The organism is Nocardiopsis sp. NPDC055824 (assembly GCF_053616335.1).
Genome location: NZ_JBSHDN010000031.1, coordinates 26,014 through 44,985, shown reverse-complemented (window position 1 = coordinate 44,985; position 18,972 = coordinate 26,014). Strand labels below are relative to the sequence as shown.

Annotated in this window: 15 protein-coding genes, 1 tRNA gene and 1 other RNA gene; 8 read left to right on the top strand and 9 right to left on the bottom strand. The window is 73.8% G+C overall.

From position 1 onward, the window contains the following. Positions 1 to 44: 44 nt before the first annotated feature. The 4 genes from ACWGL3_RS09835 to ACWGL3_RS09820 all read right to left on the bottom strand — a co-directional run bounded on the left by ACWGL3_RS09835 (position 45) and on the right by ACWGL3_RS09820 (position 3,624). The gene (locus ACWGL3_RS09835; RefSeq protein ID WP_267947301.1) at positions 45 to 1,103 is read right to left on the bottom strand and encodes an aspartate-semialdehyde dehydrogenase; all 1,059 of its coding nucleotides are present in this window, start codon (positions 1,101 to 1,103) and stop codon (positions 45 to 47) included. Next, complete coding sequence (locus tag ACWGL3_RS09830) at positions 1,100 to 2,371, bottom strand: aspartate kinase (protein ID WP_267947302.1); 1,272 nt, start codon at positions 2,369 to 2,371, stop codon at positions 1,100 to 1,102. The genes ACWGL3_RS09835 and ACWGL3_RS09830 overlap by 4 nt, the downstream gene beginning before the upstream one ends. Positions 2,372 to 2,552: 181 nt before the next feature. Further along, entirely contained in the window at positions 2,553 to 3,152 is a 600-nt protein-coding gene (gene recR / locus ACWGL3_RS09825) for a recombination mediator RecR (protein ID WP_267947303.1), read from the bottom strand. A gap of 124 nt (positions 3,153 to 3,276) precedes the next feature. After that, positions 3,277 to 3,624 carry a YbaB/EbfC family nucleoid-associated protein gene (locus ACWGL3_RS09820; RefSeq protein ID WP_267950577.1) on the bottom strand — a complete coding sequence of 116 codons (348 nt, stop codon included), beginning with the start codon at positions 3,622 to 3,624 and terminating at the stop codon, positions 3,277 to 3,279. 301 nt (positions 3,625 to 3,925) lie between these two features. On the opposite strand from ACWGL3_RS09820, the gene ACWGL3_RS09815 reads away from it, so the two are divergent. Then, positions 3,926 to 5,098: a methyltransferase domain-containing protein gene (locus ACWGL3_RS09815; RefSeq protein ID WP_267947304.1), complete on the top strand. Its 1,173-nt coding sequence runs from the start codon at positions 3,926 to 3,928 to the stop codon at positions 5,096 to 5,098. Between the two features lie 120 nt (positions 5,099 to 5,218). Here the strand turns inward: ACWGL3_RS09815 and ACWGL3_RS09810 are convergent, their stop codons facing one another. Next, a complete protein-coding gene (locus ACWGL3_RS09810) occupies positions 5,219 to 5,425 on the bottom strand; it encodes a DUF6243 family protein (RefSeq protein ID WP_267947305.1) in 207 nt (68 codons plus the stop codon). A gap of 119 nt (positions 5,426 to 5,544) precedes the next feature. Here ACWGL3_RS09810 and ACWGL3_RS09805 point away from each other — a divergent pair, with 119 nt between their 5' ends. Beyond that, a complete protein-coding gene (locus tag ACWGL3_RS09805) occupies positions 5,545 to 6,174 on the top strand; it encodes a TetR/AcrR family transcriptional regulator (RefSeq protein WP_267947306.1) in 630 nt (209 codons plus the stop codon). A 169-nt stretch (positions 6,175 to 6,343) separates the two neighbouring features. On the opposite strand, the gene ACWGL3_RS09800 is transcribed toward ACWGL3_RS09805, so the two are convergent. Both ACWGL3_RS09800 and ffs read right to left on the bottom strand, forming a co-directional pair. Then, positions 6,344 to 8,581, bottom strand: coding sequence for a DNA polymerase III subunit gamma and tau (locus ACWGL3_RS09800; RefSeq protein ID WP_452461153.1), 2,238 nt, complete (start codon positions 8,579 to 8,581; stop codon positions 6,344 to 6,346). Between the two features lie 106 nt (positions 8,582 to 8,687). After that, an RNA gene (ffs, locus tag ACWGL3_RS09795) (signal recognition particle sRNA small type) lies at positions 8,688 to 8,783 on the bottom strand. Positions 8,784 to 8,899: 116 nt separating this feature from the next. Here ffs and ACWGL3_RS09790 point away from each other — a divergent pair. Beyond that, positions 8,900 to 10,252 (top strand): DUF2252 domain-containing protein, encoded by a 1,353-nt coding sequence (locus ACWGL3_RS09790; RefSeq protein ID WP_452461152.1) that lies wholly within the window; start codon positions 8,900 to 8,902, stop codon positions 10,250 to 10,252. Positions 10,253 to 10,427: 175 nt separating this feature from the next. Beyond that, positions 10,428 to 10,512, top strand: a tRNA-Ser gene (locus ACWGL3_RS09785). A 133-nt stretch (positions 10,513 to 10,645) separates the two neighbouring features. On the opposite strand, the gene ACWGL3_RS09780 is transcribed toward ACWGL3_RS09785, so the two are convergent. Further along, entirely contained in the window at positions 10,646 to 12,394 is a 1,749-nt protein-coding gene (locus ACWGL3_RS09780; RefSeq protein ID WP_267947309.1) for a pyruvate dehydrogenase, read from the bottom strand. 189 nt (positions 12,395 to 12,583) lie between these two features. Here ACWGL3_RS09780 and ACWGL3_RS09775 point away from each other — a divergent pair, with 189 nt between their 5' ends. The 4 genes from ACWGL3_RS09775 to ACWGL3_RS09760 all read left to right on the top strand — a co-directional run bounded on the left by ACWGL3_RS09775 (position 12,584) and on the right by ACWGL3_RS09760 (position 17,149). Then, on the top strand, positions 12,584 to 13,363 hold the full coding sequence (locus ACWGL3_RS09775) for an SGNH/GDSL hydrolase family protein (RefSeq protein ID WP_267947310.1): 780 nt from the start codon (positions 12,584 to 12,586) through the stop codon (positions 13,361 to 13,363). A 213-nt stretch (positions 13,364 to 13,576) separates the two neighbouring features. After that, on the top strand, positions 13,577 to 15,592 hold the full coding sequence (locus ACWGL3_RS09770) for an NADPH-dependent 2,4-dienoyl-CoA reductase (protein WP_267947311.1): 2,016 nt from the start codon (positions 13,577 to 13,579) through the stop codon (positions 15,590 to 15,592). 131 nt (positions 15,593 to 15,723) lie between these two features. Then, positions 15,724 to 16,581 (top strand): Rieske 2Fe-2S domain-containing protein, encoded by an 858-nt coding sequence (locus ACWGL3_RS09765; protein ID WP_267947312.1) that lies wholly within the window; start codon positions 15,724 to 15,726, stop codon positions 16,579 to 16,581. 28 nt (positions 16,582 to 16,609) lie between these two features. Further along, entirely contained in the window at positions 16,610 to 17,149 is a 540-nt protein-coding gene (locus tag ACWGL3_RS09760; RefSeq protein ID WP_267947313.1) for a PadR family transcriptional regulator, read from the top strand. Between the two features lie 139 nt (positions 17,150 to 17,288). Here the strand turns inward: ACWGL3_RS09760 and ACWGL3_RS09755 are convergent, their stop codons facing one another. Next, positions 17,289 to 18,587, bottom strand: coding sequence for an ROK family transcriptional regulator (locus ACWGL3_RS09755; protein ID WP_267947314.1), 1,299 nt, complete (start codon positions 18,585 to 18,587; stop codon positions 17,289 to 17,291). Between the last annotated feature and the right edge of the window lie 385 nt (positions 18,588 to 18,972).

Sequence of the window (18,972 nt, the reverse complement as noted above, 5' to 3'; positions counted from 1 at the left end):
CCCCTCCGCGGAGGGGAGCGGCCACCGCCCCCGGATCGATGCCCCTAGGAGGTGAACTCCCGGGCGACGACCTCGGCGATCTGCGCGGTGTTCAGCGCGGCGCCCTTGCGCAGGTTGTCCCCGCACAGGAACAGCTCCAGCGCCTTCGGGTCGTCCAGCGACTGGCGGATCCGTCCCACCCAGGTCGGGTCGGTGCCCACCACGTCGGCCGGGGTCGGGAACTCGCCCCGGGCCGGGTCGTCCAGGACCGCGACGCCCTCGGCGGAACCGAGCAGCTCACGGGCGGCGTCGGCGGTCACCTCCCGCTCGAAGGTGGCGTGCACGACCAGCGAGTGGGTGGTGATCACGGGGACGCGCACGCAGGTCGCGGAGACCCGGAGGTCCTGGAGACCCAGGATCTTGCGGGACTCGTTGCGGACCTTCAGCTCCTCCGAGGACCAGCCGCCGTCCTTGAGCGAACCGGCCCACGGCACGACGTTGTAGGCCAGGGGCGCCGGGAACGGGCCGAGCTCGCCGACGGCGGCGCGGACGTCACCCGCCCTGTCGCCGAGGCCGCGGTCGGCGCCTGCCTTCGCCATCTGGTCGCGCAGGGTGTCGATGCCCTCCTGGCCCGCACCGGAGGCGGCCTGGTAGGAGGACACGACCAGGCTGGAGACCTGGTAGGCGCGGTGCAGCGCGCCGATGGCCACGATCATCGACAGCGTGGTGCAGTTAGGGTTGCTGATGATGCCGCGCGGACGGTTGGCGACCTGGTCCGCGTTGACCTCGGGCACCACGAGCGGAACGTCGGGGTCCATCCGGAACGCGCCGGAGTTGTCGACGGCGACCGCGCCGCGGGCGGCGGCGATCGGGGCCCACTCCTTGGAGACCTCGTCGGGGACGTCGAACATGGCGACGTCGACGCCGTCGAAGACCTCGGGGGCCAGGGCCTGGACCACGACGTCCTCGCCGCGGACCCGCAGGACCTTGCCCGCGCTGCGCGGGGAGGCGACGAGGCGGATCTCGCCCCAGACGTTCTCGCGCTCGGACAGGATGCCGAGCATCACGGTGCCGACCGCTCCGGTGGCGCCGACGACGGCGAGGGTGGGAAGACGGTTGCTCATCGGCCGGTACCTCCGTAGACGACGGCCTCGACCTGGTCTGCGTCGAGCCGGAACTCACTGTGGGCCGCACGGACGGCCTCGTCGACCTGGTCCTCCTCGACGATGACCGAGATGCGGATCTCCGAGGTGGAGATCATCTCGACGTTGGTGCCGGAGGCGGCGATCGCGTCGAAGAAGCGCGCGGTCACGCCGGGGTAGGAGCGCATGCCCGCGCCGATCAGCGAGACCTTGCCGATCTTGTCGTCGTAGCGCAGCGACTCGAAGCCGACCTTCTCCTGGACCTTCTTCAGCGCGGCGACCGCCTCCTTCCCGAAGTCCTTGGGGACCGTGAAGGAGATGTCGGTGCGCGAGGTCGAGACCGCCGACACGTTCTGCACGATCATGTCGATGTTGATCTCGGCGTCCGCCAGGGCCCGGAAGATCGTCGCGGCCTCACCGATCTTGTCGGGCACTCCGACGACGGTGATCTTGGCTTCGCTCCGGTCGTGGGAGACCCCGGAGATGATCGGCTGTTCCATGCCTTCGCTTTCCTCGACTTCCGGGACGACCCAGGTCCCCTGCTTCTGGCTGAAAGATGAACGGACGTGCAGGGGCATGTTGTACTGGCGCGCGTACTCGACGCAGCGCAGGTGCAGGATCTTCGTCCCGCACGCAGCCATCTCCAGCATCTCCTCGTAGGAGATCTGGGGGATGCGCCGCGCGGACGGGACGATGCGCGGGTCGGCGGTGAACACACCGTCGACGTCGCTGTAGATCTCGCAGGCGTCGGCCTCCAGCGCGGCGGCGAGCGCCACCGCGGTGGTGTCCGAGCCGCCCCGGCCAAGGGTGGTGATGTCCTTGGTGTCCTGGGACACGCCCTGGAACCCGGCGACGATGCAGATCGCGCCCTCGTCCACGGCCTCCTTGATGCGGCCCGGGGTCACGTCGATGATCTTGGCGTTGCCGTGCAGCGACGTGGTGATGACACCGGCCTGGGAACCGGTGAAGGACCGGGCCTCGAAGCCCAGGTTCTCGATGGCCATGGCGACCAGGGCCATCGACATGCGCTCGCCGGCGGTGAGCAGCATGTCGAGTTCGCGCGCGGGCGGCAGCGGGGACACCTGCTCGGCGAGGTCGATCAGCTCGTCGGTGGTGTCGCCCATGGCCGAGACCACGACGACGACGTCATATCCCGCTTTTTTCTGAGCCACGATCCGTTGGGCTACTCGCTTGATGGCTTCCGCGTCGGATACGGAAGACCCACCGTACTTCTGCACGATTAGGGCCACGATCGATTGCTCCTGAGGAGTTGGGATCAAGACAATGAAATGGAGTGTAGCCAGCGACGCCGTCGTCTACACCGTCCGACCTGGGACGGGAACGCTCGGAGTGCATGACGCACCAGCGCTCGGGCCTACCCGGTGAAACGGAGGTTACTCATATTTCGCCTGGATTACGGCGAAGTGTGAGCTAGAACTCGAGACTGCGGCGGCCCTCGAAGGCGCGGCCGAGGGTGACCTCGTCGGCGTACTCCAGGTCGCCGCCGACGGGCAGCCCGCTGGCCAGGCGCGTCACCTTCAGACCCATGGGTTTGACCAGCCGCGCCAGATAGGTCGCGGTGGCCTCCCCTTCCAGGTTGGGGTCCGTGGCGAGGATCAGCTCGGTGATCTGGCCGTCCGCCAGGCGGACCATCAGGTCCTTGATGCGCAGGTCGTCGGGGCCGACGCCCTCGATCGGGCTGATCGCGCCGCCCAGGACGTGGTAGCGGCCGCGGAACTCGCGGGTGCGCTCGATGGCGACGACGTCCTTGGACTCCTCGACCACGCAGATGACGGCGGTGTCGCGCCGGGCGTCACGGCAGATACGGCACTGCTCCTCCTCCGCGACATTGCCGCAGACGGAGCAGAAACGCACCTTCTCCTTGACCTCGACCAGCGCGTTGACCAGGCGCTTGACGTCCGCGTGCTCGGCGGACAGCAGGTGGAAGGCGATTCGCTGCGCGCTTTTCGGACCGACGCCGGGCAGTCGCCCCAGCTCGTCGATCAGATTCTGCACCGCGCCTTCGTACATCGCCTACCCACCAGGTCGGACCGGATCGGCGGGGCGGTCCGTATCCCCTGACACCACCGTATCCGGCGCGACGACCTCTCGCGTACGCGCCGCGGAGGCCGCCCCGCCCGGCGGCCGCTCCGGGTCAGAAACCGGGGAGGCCGGGCATGCCCCCGGGCATCCCGCCGCCGCCGAGCCCCTGGGTGAGCGGGCCCATCTTCTCCTGCTGGAGCCTTTCCACCTGTGCCTCGGCGTCGCGGATGGCCGCCAGGACCAGGTCCGCGACGGTCTGCGCGCTCTCGTCCGCGTCGCTCGGGTCGATCGCGTCGGCGGAGACCGTGATGTCCTCCACCTGGCCGCGGCCGCTCAGCCTGACCTTGACCAGGCCGCCGCCGGAGGTGCCCTCGACCTCGGCCTCGTCCAGGGCCTGCTGGGCCTCCACGAGCTGCTGCTGCATCTGCTGGGCCTGCTGGAGCAGGGCCTGCATGTCCATTCCGCCAGGGTTCACGGCCGTCTCCTCGCCGCACTCATGGTGCTGGGTCTCGCAGTTGTGTGGCTGTCGCTGTGAGACTAACCGGTCGTCAGGGAACATGCTGGACCGACCCGGGGCGGCCCGGCGGCCGGGCGGGGCGACGCGGAGTCGACTCTCCGGAAGGCGCCCCGACCCGTGGCCAGCGCGAAGAGTAGCGGTAATATCACTTTCGGTCGAAGAGATGTCCCGCGGGGCACGGCCGTCCCGGTGGAGCCCGCGGGCGCCGCCGGCATCACGACAGCCACGGGGGACTGAGGACGTGTTGACCGCCAGTGAACGCCACTCGGCACTGATCGAGGCGATGATCGCGGACGGCACCCTGACCGACGCCGCGCTGATCCACGCCTTCCGGTCGGTTCCGCGACACCGGTTCATCCCCGAGACCGGCGCGCTGACCGCGCGCGGCGGCGTGCTCGACGCCACCAACGACCCGGAGCGCTGGCTGGCCGCCGTCTACGCCGACAACGCCATCGTCACCCAGGTGGACGAGTCCGGGATCCCCCGGGACCGCGAGGCGCCCGCGCCGCGCGAGCCCGAGCCGGCGGCCCCCGCGCCGGAAGCGGCCTCGGCCTCCTCCAGCGCGGCCCCCACGGTCCTCGCCCGCATGCTGGAGCTCGCCGGCCTCGCCGCCGGGAACACGGTGCTGGAGATCGGCACGGGGACCGGTTGGAACACCGCGCTGCTGGCCCACCGGCTGGGCGACGGAGCCGTCACCTCCGTGGAGATCGACCCCCGCCTGGCCGGGACCGCGCGCGGGGCCCTGCGCGCGGAGGGCCTCTCCCCCGCCGTCCACGTGGCCGACGGGTACGGGGGCCGCGTGGAGGGCGCCCCCTACGACAGGATCGTCTCCACCTGCGGCGTGCGGCGGCTCCCGCCCGCGTGGCTCGACCAGGTGCGGCCCGGCGGGCTGGTGGTGTGCCCGTGGGGGCTGCTGGAGGGGGCCGGGGTGCTCGCCCGGGTGGAGTGCCCGGGCGACGGGACCGCCCGGGCGAGCTTCCACGGCGGCGTGGGGTTCGTCCCGCTGCGCACGCCCGACCCGGCGGCCCCGCCCGCGCGCGACTCCGGGCAGCAGCCGGACGAGTACCGGCTCACGCAGACCGACCCCCTGGCTCCGCTCATGGCCTTCACGACGGCGTTCGCCCTGTCGGTGATGGTGCCCGACTGGCGGGTGCGGCGGCGGTGGATCGGGACGGGATCGGGCGTGTGGGTGTGCGACCGGGAGGGCGGCTCGTGGGTGAGGGTCTACCCCTACGGAACGTCGTGGATGATCGAGCAGGGCGGCCCGAGGAGCATCTGGGACGAGTTCGAGGAGGCCCTGGCCCTGTGGGCCGAGCTGGGCAGCCCCGAACCGGACCGGTTCGGTCTGTCGGTGTCGGGCGACGGGGCGCACCGGGTGTGGCTGGACTCGGCGGACGGCCGCGCCTGGGACGCGTGAGGGCGTCCGGTCCTCACAGCGGCGTCCGGCCGGACGGGGGCCGGGACCGCGCGGACGGGCACTGAGAGCGCGAACGCCGACGGCCCCCGACCGTCTCCGGTGGGGGCCGCCGCCGTGCGTTCACGCCGTTCCTTCGGTGTCCTCGGACTCCTCGGAACTCTCGGGCGCGTTCTTCTCTCGGAGCTTGCGCAGCAGTTCCTGCTTGCGCTCCTGGGCCTCGGCGCTGGGGCCGCCCTTGCCCCCGCCGGAGCCCCCGCGCATCGCGGAGCGGGAGACCGTGGTGCGCTGTCCGCCCATGCCGAGAAGGCCGTCACTGTTCTTGGACATGCGGACCTCCTTTCACTTGAAGCGAGACGTGACGTCTCGCCAGATGTGATCCTGCCTCTGTAGGGTATCGGTGTCAAGACGATACGTCTCGTCATTTTTGAGCGGTTAACGTGGCAGGTATGGCTGAGAGCACCCCATTGGAAGACTCCCGGGCACCCCGGCGCGGCCCGGACCCCCGCCGCCGCAGCGAACGGGCGCGACGCGCCGTCCTGCGCGCCGCGTCGGAACTGCTGGGCGAGGTCGGTTACACCAAGGTGACCGTCGAGGCGATCGCCGCGCGGGCCGGTGTGGGCAAGCAGACCATCTACCGCTGGTGGCCCTCCAAGGCCGCCGTGGTGTTCGACGTCTTCACCGCGCTGACCGGCGGCACGGCCGGCGAACCCCTGCCCGACACCGGCGACCTGGCCGCCGACCTGAGGACCGTGCTCCGCGCCATCGTCGACGAGTTCAACGACCCCGAGATGGACCGGACCACCCGCGCGTTCACGACCGAGCTCCAGAACGACCCCGTGTTCGCCGAGGCCGTCAACGAGCGCCTGCTCCGGCCCAACACGGAGGCGTTCAAGGACCGGTTGCGCGCCGGGCGCGAAGCGGGCCAGCTCGCCCCCGGGGCCGACCTCGACATCGTCACCGAGCTGCTGACCGGACCGCTCCACCACCGCTGGCTGATGCGCACCGGGCCGCTGACCCACGCGTACGCGGACGAGCTCGTGGAGACGGTCCTGGCCGCAGTGGGCCCCCGGGACTGACCGCGTCGGCCGGGGGCGGCCGGGGCCTCCGCCGGGCACGCCGGCGCGGTGACCGAAACGGTGCTCCCGTCCCGCCCCCCACCTCACACCGGCAACGCTTCCGGACGCTCCCGGGGAGCGCGCTCGGCGGGCGCCGCCCGCCGCCCGGCGGGGTGGGTGCCCGCCGCACCTAGAAGGGCGCGTCCGTGTCGGCCCCGTGCTCGATCTCCTCGATCATGCGGCCGCCCAGCTCCGTCTCGATGAGCGACGTCCCGCCCGCGCCGGGGGACGCGGACCCGCCGGCGGGGGCCCGGCCCGCGGCGGAACCCCGTCCCCCTGCCGGCGCGGTGTCCACGGCCGCGGACGACGGTCCGCCCGAGGGCGCCGGAGCCGGCCGCTGCGCACCGCCCGGGGCCGGAGCGGGAGTCGGGGAGGGTGCGGCCTCCTGGCGCCCGGGGGCGGGGGCCGTCCGGGGCTGCGACCGGCCGGCGGACGGGTCGTCGTACTCCGGCGGCGGGGACGCGGCCGCGTCCTCGTAGGGGTCCGGCGGCGGCTCCTCCAGACCGGTGACGATCCGGTCCGGCGGCGGGCCTGCGGCCCGGCCCGCGGCCTCCGGCTCCGGGGCGGCGGGCGGAGGGGCGGGTTCGGCCGGCCGTGCCGGGGCGGGGGCGTCCCACCCGGAGGGCTCGGCCGGGCGCGCGGGCTCGGGGCGCCGGGCGGGCGCCGCGGCCGACGCGGCGCTGCCGGCCGCGGCGACCCGCACCTCGATGCCGAGGACCTGCCGGATCGCGTTGGCGACCACCTGGTCGCTGCCGCTGTTGCTGAAGCCCTTGGCCTCGCTGGGGCGGGAGAAGCCGAGCAGGACGGCGTTGCCCTCGACCCCCACCGGCCGGACCTCGCCGCCGGAGAGCACCATCCAGGTGAACCGGCGCAGACCCTTGACCGCCTCCAGGATCTGGCTCCACGACCCCTGGACGCGTCCCAGGTCGAGGGCGCCGCCCCCGCCGGACGGGGCGGCGGGAGCCGACGGTGCGTGGCGGGCGGGTTCGGGCGTGCTCGGACGGGCCGGGGCGTCCCAGCCCGCCGGCTCGGCGGCGCGCTCGGGGGCGGGGGCCGGCGCGGGGGCCGGGGACGCGGGGGCCGCCTGCGGGGCGGCCGGGGCACGGGAGGGTCGGGGCGCGGGAGACTCGGGGGCCCGCACCGGCTCGGGGGCCGGGGCGGCGGACCGGACCGGCGCGGCCGGTGCGGCGGGGGCGACGGCGCCCGAGGCGATCCGGCGCTCCATCTGCTCCAGGCGTGCCAGCAGGGCCGCGCCCTGGCTGCCGTCGGTGCCGGGCAGGAGCACCCGCGAGCACATGAGTTCGAGCAGCAGGCGGGGCGCGGTGGCTCCGCGCATCTCGGTCAGGCCCTGGTTGAGGATGTCGGCGGCGCGGGTCAGCTCGGCGGGCCCCATCCGGGCGGCCTGCCCCCTCATCTGCTCCGCCGCCTCGTCGGCCACGTTGACCAGGCCCTTGTCCAGGGCGTCCGGCACCGCTGCCAGGACGACCAGGTCGCGGAAGCGCTCCAGCAGGTCCGTGGTGAACCGCCGCGGGTCGTGCCCGCCCTCGACCACGCGGTCGATCAGCCCGAACACGGCGGCGCCGTCGCGGGCGCCGAGCGCGTCGACCATCTCCCCCAGCAGGCTGGAGTCGGTGTAGCCCAGCAGGGAGACGGCGCCCTCACGGGTGATGCCGCCCTCGCCGGACCCGGCGATGAGCTGGTCGAGCACCGACAGCCCGTCACGGGCGGAACCGGCGCCCGCCCTGACCACCAGCGGCAGCGCGGCGGGGTCGTAGGAGATCCCCTCCTCCTTGAGGAGGTCCTCGAAGAGCTCCCGGAGCGTGCTCGGCGGGATGAGCCGGAACGGGTAGTGGTGCGTCCGCGAGCGGATCGTGCCGATGACCTTCTCGGGCTCGGTGGTCGCGAACACGAACTTGAGGTGCGGGGGCGGTTCCTCCACCAGCTTGAGGAGCGCGTTGAAACCCTCACGGGTCACCATGTGCGCCTCGTCGATGATGTAGATCTTGAAGCGCGAGTTGACCGGTGAGAAGAAGGCGCGCTCGCGCAGGTCGCGGGCGTCGTCCACACCGCCGTGGGAGGCGGCGTCGATCTCGATGACGTCGATGCTGCCGCCGCCGTCGGGGGCCAGCGCCACACACGAGTCGCAGGTCCCGCACGGGTCCGGGGTGGGCCCCTCGGCGCAGTTCAGCGAACGGGCGAGGATGCGCGCGCTGGTCGTCTTGCCGCAGCCGCGCGGGCCGCTGAACAGGTAGGCGTGGTTGATGCGACCGCTGCGCAACGCCTGGCGGAGCGGGTCGGTCACGTGTTCCTGGCCCCGCACCTCACCGAACGTCGCGGGGCGGTACTTGCGGTACAGCGCGATGCTCACGGTGTGCTCACTCCCCTGGTCCCTGCCACCCGTCCATTCAACCCGCCGGCAGTGACAGCTCGCACCGGATCGGGGAACCGGGAGGGTCCGACCGGGCCCGAGAAACAGAAAGGACCCCCCGCGCACCCGCCAGAGCCCATTTATCCTTGCTGCCTTCCGGCCCTGGGGAGGTTCATAGGGTGACGCCGCACGAGGGGTCTGCCCCGAGTGTATCCGACCTCCCGACCGCTCTGGCAACCCCGCGCGCCCGCCCCCGCGGGGCGTCCCACGGCGCCCGGATCCCGGCACGCATGGCCATGACGGCCCCGCGGGGCCATCATGGACGGCATGTTCGACCCCCTGGAAACCACCGACCGCTCCTCCGAGCGGCAAGACCTCATCGTGGACACGCTGGAGAACGCCTTCTCCGACCTGATGTCCACGGCCCCGGCCGCGTTCCGGGCCAAGTTCCGCAAGATGGCCGCCAGTCCCTTCGCGTTCTACCGGGGCAGCGCCTCGCTCTTCTACTCCGACGTGGCGTCGATGGAGGACCCCTGGGCGGACGACCGCACCTCACGGGTGTGGATCCAGGGCGACCTGCACGCCGAGAACTTCGGCACCTACATGGACTCGACCGGGCGCCTGGTCTTCGACGTCAACGACTTCGACGAGGCCTACCTCGGCCACTTCACGTGGGACGTGCTCCGGTTCGTCTCCAGCATCGCCCTGATGGGATGGCAGAAGGCCCTGTCCGACGAGGACATCGGCGCGATCGTGCCGTGCTACGTCGACGCCTACGTGTCCCAGGTCCGCCAGTTCGCGACGCGGGGCGGCGACTCCGGTTTCTCCCTCAAGCTGGACAACACCGACGGCACGGTCCACGACGTGCTCCAGCGCGCCCGCCTCCGCAGCCGCGCCGCCATGCTGGCGTCCATGACCGACAGGGACGGCTACAACCGCCGGTTCCGGGAGGGGCCCCGGGTGCGCCGGCTGGAGGACGGCGAGCGCGAGAAGGTGCTCGCCGCCTACCACGGCTACCTGGGGACCATCCCGGACGACCGGCGCTTCGCCTCGCTGGACTACGGGGTCAAGGACGTGGTGGGCAGCGGCGGCTTCGGGATCGGCTCCGCGGGGCTCCCCGCCTACAGCGTGCTCATCGAGGGCCGGTCCGAGGCGTGGGACAACGACATCGTCCTGTCCGTCAAGCAGGGGAACGTGGCCGCGCCGTCCCGGGTGGTGACGGACCGGCGCATCATGGAGGCCTTCGAGCACCACGGGCACCGCACCGCCGTGTCCCAGCGCGCGCTCCAGGCGCACGCCGACCCGCTGCTGGGGCACACCGAGATCGACGGCGTGGGCTTCGTGGTGAGCGAGGTGTCCCCGTACACGAACGACCTGGACTGGGAAGGGCTCACCGAGCCCGAGGAGGTCGTGCCCGTACTGGACTACCTGGGCCGCGCCACCGCCAAGGCGCACTGCGTGTCCGACTCGCACGCGGACGCGACCCTGGTGGCGTGGGAGACCGAGGAGGCGCTCATGACGGTGCTCGACGGCCGGGAGGCGGAGTTCACCGAGTGGTGCGTGCGCTTCGCCCACCGCTACGCGGCCCAGGCCCGGGCGGACCACTCGCTGTTCGTGGACGCGTTCCGCAACAACGCCATCGAGGGGGTGCGGTCCAGCCGGGCCGGCTGAGCCGACGGGCGGCCCCGCAGGGGGCGGGACCAGGGCCGGAGCGGGTCCGCGCGACGGCCCCGACCGCCCGCCGGGGCGCTCCCCGGAGCCTTCCCGGGACCCTCCCGGCGGCCCTCGGGGAGCGCCCCGGCGAACCCGTTCGGACCACCCCCCTCCGGCGTGTAGAGTTGTGCGCGGAGGATTCGCCTAGTGGCCTAGGGCGCACGCTTGGAAAGCGTGTTGGGTGCAAGCCCTCAGGGGTTCGAATCCCCTATCCTCCGCAGCGGCTAGCTGCCGAGACGAAGGCCCCGACCGGACACCGGTCGGGGCCTTCGCCGTTCGCGGCCCCGATCCCGGTCCCGGTCGGCCGTTTCCGGGCCGCTCTCCCCCGCCCGGGCGACCGGCCCCCGCGGCCTAAGGCCGGGGGATGTTGCGCAGGTTGGAGCGGGCCATGTCCACCATCGCCCCCACCCCTCCCCGGAGCACGGTCCGTCCCGCGGACAGGGCGAAGCCCGCCACCTGGTCGGCGGTGATGCGGGAGGGGATGGAGAGCGCGTTGGGGTCGGTCACGACGTCCACCAGCACCGGCCCGGGGGCCGCCAGGGCCTCCCTGAGCGCGTCGCGGACCCGGTCGGGGCTCTCCACCCGCAGGGCGCGCATGCCGATCGCCCCGGCGACGGCCGCGTAGTCCACGCGGGGGTGGTCGGTCTGGAAGGAGGGCATCCCGTCCACCATCATCTCCAGCTTCACCATGCCGAGCGAGGAGTTGTCGAACACGACCGTGGTGATCGGCAGGTCGTGCTGGTGGACGGTGATCAGCTCGCCCAGCAGCATGCTCAGCCCTCCGTCGCCGGACAGCGAGACGATCTTCCGGTCGGGCGCCGCGTAGGCCGCGCCGATCGCGTGCGGCAGCGCGTTCGCCATGGTGCCGTGCGTGAACGACCCGATCACCCGGCGGCGGCCGTTCGGGGTCAGGTAGCGGGCGGCCCACACGTTGTTCATGCCCGTGTCGACGGTGAACACGGTGTCCCCGTCGGCCTCCTCGTCGAGGATCCTCGCCACGTACTCGGGGTGGACGGGCGTGTGGTGCTCGATGTCCCTCGTGTACGCGTCCACCACCTTGGTCAGCGCGCGTTCGTGGCGGGCCAGCATGTCGTGGAGGAACCGGGTGGCGGAGGCGGCCGTGCGCTCCCCGACGAGCGGCCTCACGGCGCGCAGGGTCGCCGCGACGTCCCCGTGCACCGCCAGCCGGAGCGGCACCCGGCGGCCGAGGCGGCGCGGGTCGTGGTCGACCTGGACGACGTTCTTCCTGGGCAGGAAGTCGTCGTAGGGGAAGTCGCACCCGAGCATCAGCACCAGGTCGGCGCCGTGCAGGGCCTCGAAGCACGCGCCGTAGCCGAGCAGGCCGATCATGCCGACGTCGTACGGGTTGTCGTACTGGATCCACTCCTTGCCGCGCAGGGTGTGACCGACCGGGGCGTGCACCCGTCCGGCCAGGGCCATCACCTCGTCGTGCGCCTCCCTGGCCCCGGCGCCGCAGAACAGGGCGACCTTGTCGGCGGCGTTGATCAGTTCGGCCAGCGCGCGCACGTCGTCCTCGGCGGGCCAGGCGGTGGCGCGTCCCGCGGCCACCGGGCTGGTGTCGGCCGGGCCCACGGCCTTGCGCCCGGCGATGTCCCCGGGCAGGACGAGGACCGCCGCGCCGGGGGTGCCGAGGGCGTGCTGGACGGCGATCCGGGCCAGGCGCGGCATCTGCTCGGCCTCGGAGACGAGTTCGCGGAACTCGGTGACGTCCGCGAACAGCCTCTCGGGGTGGGTCTCCTGGAAGTAGCCGGTGCCGATCTGGCGCGAGGGGATGTGGGAGGCGATGGCCAGGACGGGGGCTCCGCTGCGCTGGGCGTCGTACAGGCCCTGCACGAGGTGGGTGTTGCCGGGGCCGCACGACCCGGCGCAGACGGCGAGCCCCCCGTCGATCTGTGCCTGGGCCGAGGCGGCGAACGCCGCCGCCTCCTCGTTGCGCACGTGGATCCACTCGATGCCGTCGGTCTCGCGGACGGCGTCGACGACCGGGTTGAGGCTGTCGCCGACGACCCCGTAGATCCGGGTCACCCCGGCGGCGACCAACGTCCGGACGAGCTGTTCGGCGACGGTGTTCCTGGCCACGTTGGTTCCTCCTGGGCGCGTCATCGCAGGTCCGGGGCGCCACGGGGGCGCCCCGGTCCACGCTAGGAGCAGGGACCGGCGCCGTGCCGGACCGCCACGCGCCTCCGTCCGCCTACCCCTACTCCCCTAAATGATTAGTCATCGAGTGGAGTACTCTTCCGGTGCTGTCCACGAGGAGGAGGAGAGGGCATGGAGCTCGAGGGGGACCTGCGCTACGTGGCGCTGGGCGACAGCCACACCGAGGGGGTCGGGGACGGTGACGACGAGACCGGGCTCCGGGGCTGGGCGGACCGCCTCGCCGACCGCCTGGCCGCCACCGGTGCGCGGGTGGAGTACGCCAACCTCGCGGTCCGGGGGCGGCTGGCCCGCCAGGTGCGCGAGGAGCAGCTGGCCCCCGCCCTGGAGATGCGCCCGGACGTGGCCACCGTGTTCGCCGGGGTCAACGACGTGATCCGGTCCGGGTACGACGCCGGGGCGGTGGTCGGCCACATGGAGGCGATGTTCGCCGAGCTGACCGCGTCGGGGGCCCGGGTGGCGACCCTGACCTTCCCCGACATCGCCAGGATCGCCCCGCTGACCAAGCCCCTGCTGCCCAGGGTGCTGGACTTCAACGAGCGCCTGCGCGCCGCGGCCGGGCGGCACGGTGTCGTCGTGGCCGACGTCGCCGCGCACGAGGTGTCCACGGACCGGCGCCTCTGGGCCACCGACCGCCTGCACTGCACGCCGCTGGGGCACGACCGGATCGCCGGAGCGCTGGCCTCCGCGCTGACGCTCCCCGGCGCCGACGGGTCGTGGGCGGACGCCCTGCCCCGGATGCCCGAGCGGAGCGCGCTGCTCGCGGTGGCGGAGGAGGTCCGCTGGCTGGGGACCTTCCTCGGCCCGTGGATCCTCCGACGCCTGCGCGGCCGCTCCTCGGGCGACGGCCGCGCGGCCAAGCGCCCCGCGCTCCTGCCGGTGGAGCCGGCCTGAGCCGGACGCCCGGCGGTCCCGCACCCCCGGGCGCGCGTGGACGCCGTGGCCTCCGGGTCGCGCCGCGGCTCCGCCCCGACCGTGCTCCCGGGCGCGCTCGGACGTCGTCCGCGAACCGTCGCCGGGGCACCGCGCGAGTCATTTTGCAACTTGTTGCATAATGAAGTCGAGGTCGGCCGGACACCGACCGGGCAACCGCGCGAGGAGACGAGCATGAGCGACTACCCCCACCTTCTGGAACCCCTGGACCTGGGCTTCACCACCCTCCCCAACCGCGTGATCATGGGCTCCATGCACATCGGCCTGGAGGAGGCCCCCCAGGGGTTCGAGCGGATGGCCGCCTTCTACGCCGAGCGTGCCCGCGGCGGCGTCGGCCTCATCGTCACCGGCGGCATCGCGCCCAACCCCGAGGGCGCCACCTACACCGGCGCGGCCAAGCTGACCACCGAGGCCGAGGCCGCCGAACACCGCGTGATCACCGACGCCGTGCACCGCGAGGGCGGCCGGATCGCCATGCAGATCCTGCACACGGGCCGGTACGCCTTCAGCGAGCAGTCCGTCGCGCCCAGCGCGATCCGGGCCCCCATCAGCGCGTTCACCCCCCGTGCCCTGTCCGACTCCGAGGTCGAGCAGACCATCGAGGACTTCGCGCGCGCGGCCGAGCTCGCCAGGCTCGCCGGATACGACGGCGTCGAGGTGATGGGCTCCGAGGGCTACCTCGTCAACCAGTTCATCGCCTCCGCGACGAACCACCGGGAGGACCGCTGGGGCGGCTCCTACGAGAACCGGATGCGCTTCCCCGTCGAGATCGTGCGGCGCGTCCGCGAGCGCGTCGGCGACGACTTCATCCTCGTCTACCGGCTCTCCATGCTCGACCTGGTGCCCGGCGGCTCCACGTTCGACGAGGTCGTCCGGCTCGCCAAGGCCGTCGAGGAGGCCGGCGCGACCATCATCAACACCGGCATCGGCTGGCACGAGGCCCGCGTCCCCACCATCGCCACGTCCGTGCCGCGGGGCGCCTACAGCTGGGTGACCCGCAAGCTGATGGGCGAGGTGTCCGTCCCGCTGGTCGCGGTCAACCGCATCAACACCCCGGAGGTCGCCGAGGCCGTCATCGCCGGGGGCGACGCCGACATGGTCTCCATGGCCCGGCCGTTCCTCGCCGACCCGGACTTCGTCGCGAAGGCTGCCGCCGGGACCCCCGAGGAGATCAACACCTGCATCGGCTGCAACCAGGCCTGCCTCGACCACACCTTCAGCCTCAAGATCACCTCCTGCCTCGTGAACCCGCGTGCCTGCCACGAGACCGAACTGGTGCTCTCCCCCACCAGGAACCGCAAGCGCGTGGCCGTCGTCGGCGCCGGCCCCGCCGGCCTCGCCTTCTCCGTGTCCGCCGCCGGGATCGGCCACGAGGTCACCCTGTTCGACGCGGCCGAGGAGATCGGCGGCCAGCTCCGCATGGCCCGCCGCGTGCCCGGCAAGGAGGAGTTCGACGAGACCCTGCGCTACTTCCGGGTGCAGCTGGACAAGCACGGCGTGGACGTGCGGCTGGGGACCACCGTGACCGCCGCCGACCTGACCGGCTTCGACGACGTCGTGGTGGCCACCGGGGTCGTCCCGCGCACGCCGGAGATCCCCGGCGTCGACCACCCCAAGGTGGTCGGCTACGCGGACGTCCTGCGGGGGAACGCGGACGTGGGCGCACGGGTCGCGATCATCGGCGCGGGCGGCATCGGCTTCGACGTCGCCGAGTTCCTGACCGACGGCGGCGAGGGCGCGAGCCGGGACCCCGACGTGTTCTTCCGCCAGTGGGGCGTGGACACCGGCCACACGACGGCGGGCGGGCTCCGGACCCCCGAGCGCCAGGCCCCGCCGCGCACCGTGCACCTGCTCCAGCGCAAGGCGGACAAGGTCGGCGCGGGCCTCGGGAAGACCACCGGGTGGATCCACCGCCTGGAACTGCGCCACCGGGGTGTGGAGATGATCGCCGGCGTCTCCTACGACCGGATCGACGACGAGGGCCTGCACCTGACCGTCGGGGACGACAAGACCGTGCTCGACGTGGACACCGTGGTGCTCTGCGCCGGCCAGGAGCCGCGCCGCGACCTCGCCGACGAGCTGGCGGCGGCGGGGATCGGCGTGCACGTCATCGGCGGTGCGGACGTCGCCGCCGAACTGGACGCCAAGAGGGCCGTCGACCAGGGCACCAGACTGGCCGCCGCGCTGTAGCCGGGGCCCGGCGGAGGGGCCGCTCCCGGGGTGCCCGCGCCCCGGGGCCGGACAGGGAAAATCCGGTTCAAGCCCTCCCCGGCCCCCCGGAACGGGGAGTGAACCCGGGGGACCGGGGTAGCCGTCCCACCATGAGGCTTGGTGAAGGCGTACGCAAGATCGAACGGAACGACGGACTCGACCCCGCGGTCTCCCTGTTCAAGCGGGTGGCGGGGCGCATCCCCCGCGGCCGGGCGCGCGACCTGCTGAACGGTGTGCAGCTCGGGCACCCGGCCCACCCGATCCTGGTCCAGCTGCCCATCGGCGCGTGGATGTCGGCGGTCCTGCTCGACCTCCTGCCGGGGGACAACCGCCGGAGCGCCCACGCGCTGGTGAACACCGGACTGCTGGCCACCCTGCCCGCGGTGGTGAGCGGGCTCGCCGACTGGTCGCAGCAGCACGAGAGGCAGCAGCGCGTGGGCGTGGTCCACGCCGCGTCGAACGCCGCGGGGAGCCTGCTGTTCGCGTCCTCCTCCCTCGCCCGGGCGCGTGACCGCCAGGGCTGGGGGCGGGCCCTGGCCCTGGCGGGCATGGGGGCGGTCGCCCTCGGCGGCTCCCTCGGGGGACACATCGCCTACTACCGGGCGGGCGGCGCCAACAGCGCGGACCACCTGACCGACCTGGTGCCCGGCGGCTGGCACGACCTCGGCCCGCTCGACGGGTTCGACGAGGGGGAGCCCGTGCGCGCCTCGCTGGGCGACGTGCCGGTCGTGGTGGTCCGGACGGGGGACGCCGTGCGGGCGGTGCTGGGGACGTGCACGCACATGGGGGCCCCGCTCGCGGACGGCTCCGTCGTGGACGGGTGCCTGCGCTGCCCCTGGCACGGGAGCGAGTTCGACATGGACGACGGGTCGGTCGTCCACGGTCCGGCGACCGCCGGGCTGGAGACCCTGGAGACGTCCGTCACCGGCGGGACCGTGCGGGTCCGCCACCTTCCGCCCGACGCCTGACGTCCCCGGACCTTCCTAGAATGCGCTCATGTCCCTGCCCCACGCGATCCTGACCGCCCTGCTCGAGAAGCCGTCCTCCGGGCTGGAGCTGACCCGCCGCTTCGACCGCTCGATCGGGTACTTCTGGTCGGCGACCCACCAGCAGATCTACCGGGAGCTGGGCAAGCTCGAGAAGGCGGGGCTGATCAGGGCCCTGGACGGCGAGGGGCCGACCCGGGGGCAGAAGAAGGAGTACGAGGTCCTGCCCTCGGGCCGGGAGGAGCTGGAGCGGTGGGTCGGCGTGCGCGAGGACCCGCGCGCGCCCCGCGACCCCCTGCTGCTGCGCCTGCGCGCGACGGGCGTCGTGGGGGTCGGCGGGGACATGGTGGACGAGCTGCGCCGCCACCGCGCGCTGCACCGGGAGCGGCTGGCCGAGTACCGGGAGTTCGAGAGGCGCGACGCGGCGCGCGGCCACGGGACCGAGCGGGACCGCGTGCACCGCCTGGTGCTCCAGGGCGGGATCGAGCTGGAGCTCTTCTGGCTCACCTGGCTCGACCGGGCCCTCGCCGACCTGGAGGGCGCCGGCTGAGCCGCGTCCGCGGCGGAGGCCCCGGGCGGTCGCGGCGTTGCGGCCGTCCACGCGCCCCGGCGGCGCAGGGGCCGGGGCACGGCCCGGGTCGGGGCCGGACGCGCCCGGCGGAGCGGTACGCGCCCCGCTCCGCCTCCGCTCACCGGGGAGCGGGCGCCGCCGACTCCGACAGGTCCTCGGGCAGGCGCACGCGCGGCCGCAGCGGCACCAGCCGCGACTGCAGGACCATGGTCGCCGCCCCGATCGCGGGTGCCGTCGCCGCCGACGCGGACAGGCGCACCTCGACGGGGTGGCTGGCGCGGGCGAAGAAGGCGCCCTCCAGCTCGGACCTGATCGCGGGCAGGTAGACGGACCCCGCCACCGCCAGGCCCGGCCCCGTCAGCACGAGCAGGTCCAGGTCCATGACGTTGGCCAGCGTCCGCACCGCCGCCGCCAGGTACCGGGCGGAGCGCTCCAGGAGGGCGCGCGCGGTCGGCTCGCCGCGACGCGCGGCCCGGACCACGGCGGCGAACTCCGCCGCCTCGGACCGCTCCGCGCGCCCGCCGCCCCCGGGGCCGTCCGTCGGGCCGCCGTCCGTGCCGCCGGCCCCCGCCGCCCCCAGCCCGGCGGCGCGCGCCAGTCCGGCGTCCGCACGCGCGGCACGCACCACCGCGGCGGGCCCGGCGAGCGCCTCGACGCATCCGCGCGCGCCGCACCAGCACGGCGGGCCGTCCACGTCCAGGCACACGTGCCCGATCTCCCCGGCGTTCCCGCTGGCCCCGTGGTAGGGGATGCCGTCGACCAGGATCCCGGCGCCGATGCCGGTCCCCATGTACACGGCGGCGAAGACCGACGTCTCGCCGACGCCTCCGGACCAGTACTCGCCGAGCGCGGCGGCGGTCGCGTCGTTGCCGGGCACCACGGGCAGGCCGCAGGCCCTCTCCAGCTCCTCCGCCACGGGGAAGTGCGCCCAGTGCCGCATCGACGGCAGCGGCCTCGCGCCCCCGGTCGCGGAGACGAGCCCCACGCCCAGGACCCGGTCGCGCTCCACCCCGGCCCCCTCGACCAGCGAGTCGACCTGGCGGGCCGTCCGGGCGACCATCGCGGCGGGGTCGTCGCCGCCCGCGTCGGCCCTGGTCACCCTGGACACGACGGCGCCGGTGAGGTCGGTGAGCGCGTACGTGACGCCCATCGGGTCGAGGTGCACGCCGACGGCGTACCGGGCCCCGTGGTCGAGCTGGAGCAGCACGCGCGGCTTGCCCCCGGTCGACTCGGCGCGGCCGGTCTCGCGGACCAGGCCGTCGTCGATGAGCGCGCGGACGACCGTGGAGATGGTCGCCCCGGTGAACCCGGTCGCGGCCACCAGCCCGGCCCGGCTGATGGTGCCCGCCGCCCGGATGACGTCGAGGACCGCCGCCCTGCTCGTGGTGTGGGGGGTGGCGCGTGATGGACCGCCCAAGGGAACCTCCGCCGCTTCCGTGCCGTGGCGTCCGCGCGGGGAGCGGCCTCGGTGTACGCCCAGAGGCCCTGCCGCCGCGCCCCGGCGGGGCGCGTACCAGCGTACCGCCGCACGCGCCCCTCCCCCCGGGGGCGGTCGCCCGGCCCCCGGCAGGCGGCCCGCGACCGGGCATCCGGGGAGGCCGGCGCGGACCAGCCCGCGGGCCGATCGGCGGGGCGCAGGCCCCGTCCGTGAGCGGGGGCGCGGACCGCTCACCTCCGACGGGGTCACCGCACCCCATTGACTTAGTTAGTTCATCGAAGTAAGAATCTCCGGAGTGGTCCGGCGCACATCGGCGCGCCCGGCCGCCGACGGCCCGCCTCCCCCGGGCGGCCGTCCCCACACC

Bases quoted from the DNA above. Each gene is read 5' to 3' on its own strand.
- ACWGL3_RS09835 (WP_267947301.1), bottom strand. From the start codon at position 1,103: ATGAGCAACCGTCTTCCCACCCTCGCCGTCGTCGGCGCCACCGGAGCG.
- recR (WP_267947303.1), bottom strand. From the start codon at position 3,152: ATGTACGAAGGCGCGGTGCAGAATCTGATCGACGAGCTGGGGCGACTG.
- ACWGL3_RS09820 (WP_267950577.1), bottom strand. From the start codon at position 3,624: ATGGACATGCAGGCCCTGCTCCAGCAGGCCCAGCAGATGCAGCAGCAG.
- ACWGL3_RS09810 (WP_267947305.1), bottom strand. From the start codon at position 5,425: ATGTCCAAGAACAGTGACGGCCTTCTCGGCATGGGCGGACAGCGCACC.
- ACWGL3_RS09805 (WP_267947306.1), top strand. From the start codon at position 5,545: ATGGCTGAGAGCACCCCATTGGAAGACTCCCGGGCACCCCGGCGCGGC.
- ACWGL3_RS09790 (WP_452461152.1), top strand. From the start codon at position 8,900: ATGGACGGCATGTTCGACCCCCTGGAAACCACCGACCGCTCCTCCGAG.
- ACWGL3_RS09775 (WP_267947310.1), top strand. From the start codon at position 12,584: ATGGAGCTCGAGGGGGACCTGCGCTACGTGGCGCTGGGCGACAGCCAC.
- ACWGL3_RS09770 (WP_267947311.1), top strand. From the start codon at position 13,577: ATGAGCGACTACCCCCACCTTCTGGAACCCCTGGACCTGGGCTTCACC.
- ACWGL3_RS09765 (WP_267947312.1), top strand. From the start codon at position 15,724: ATGAGGCTTGGTGAAGGCGTACGCAAGATCGAACGGAACGACGGACTC.
- ACWGL3_RS09760 (WP_267947313.1), top strand. From the start codon at position 16,610: ATGTCCCTGCCCCACGCGATCCTGACCGCCCTGCTCGAGAAGCCGTCC.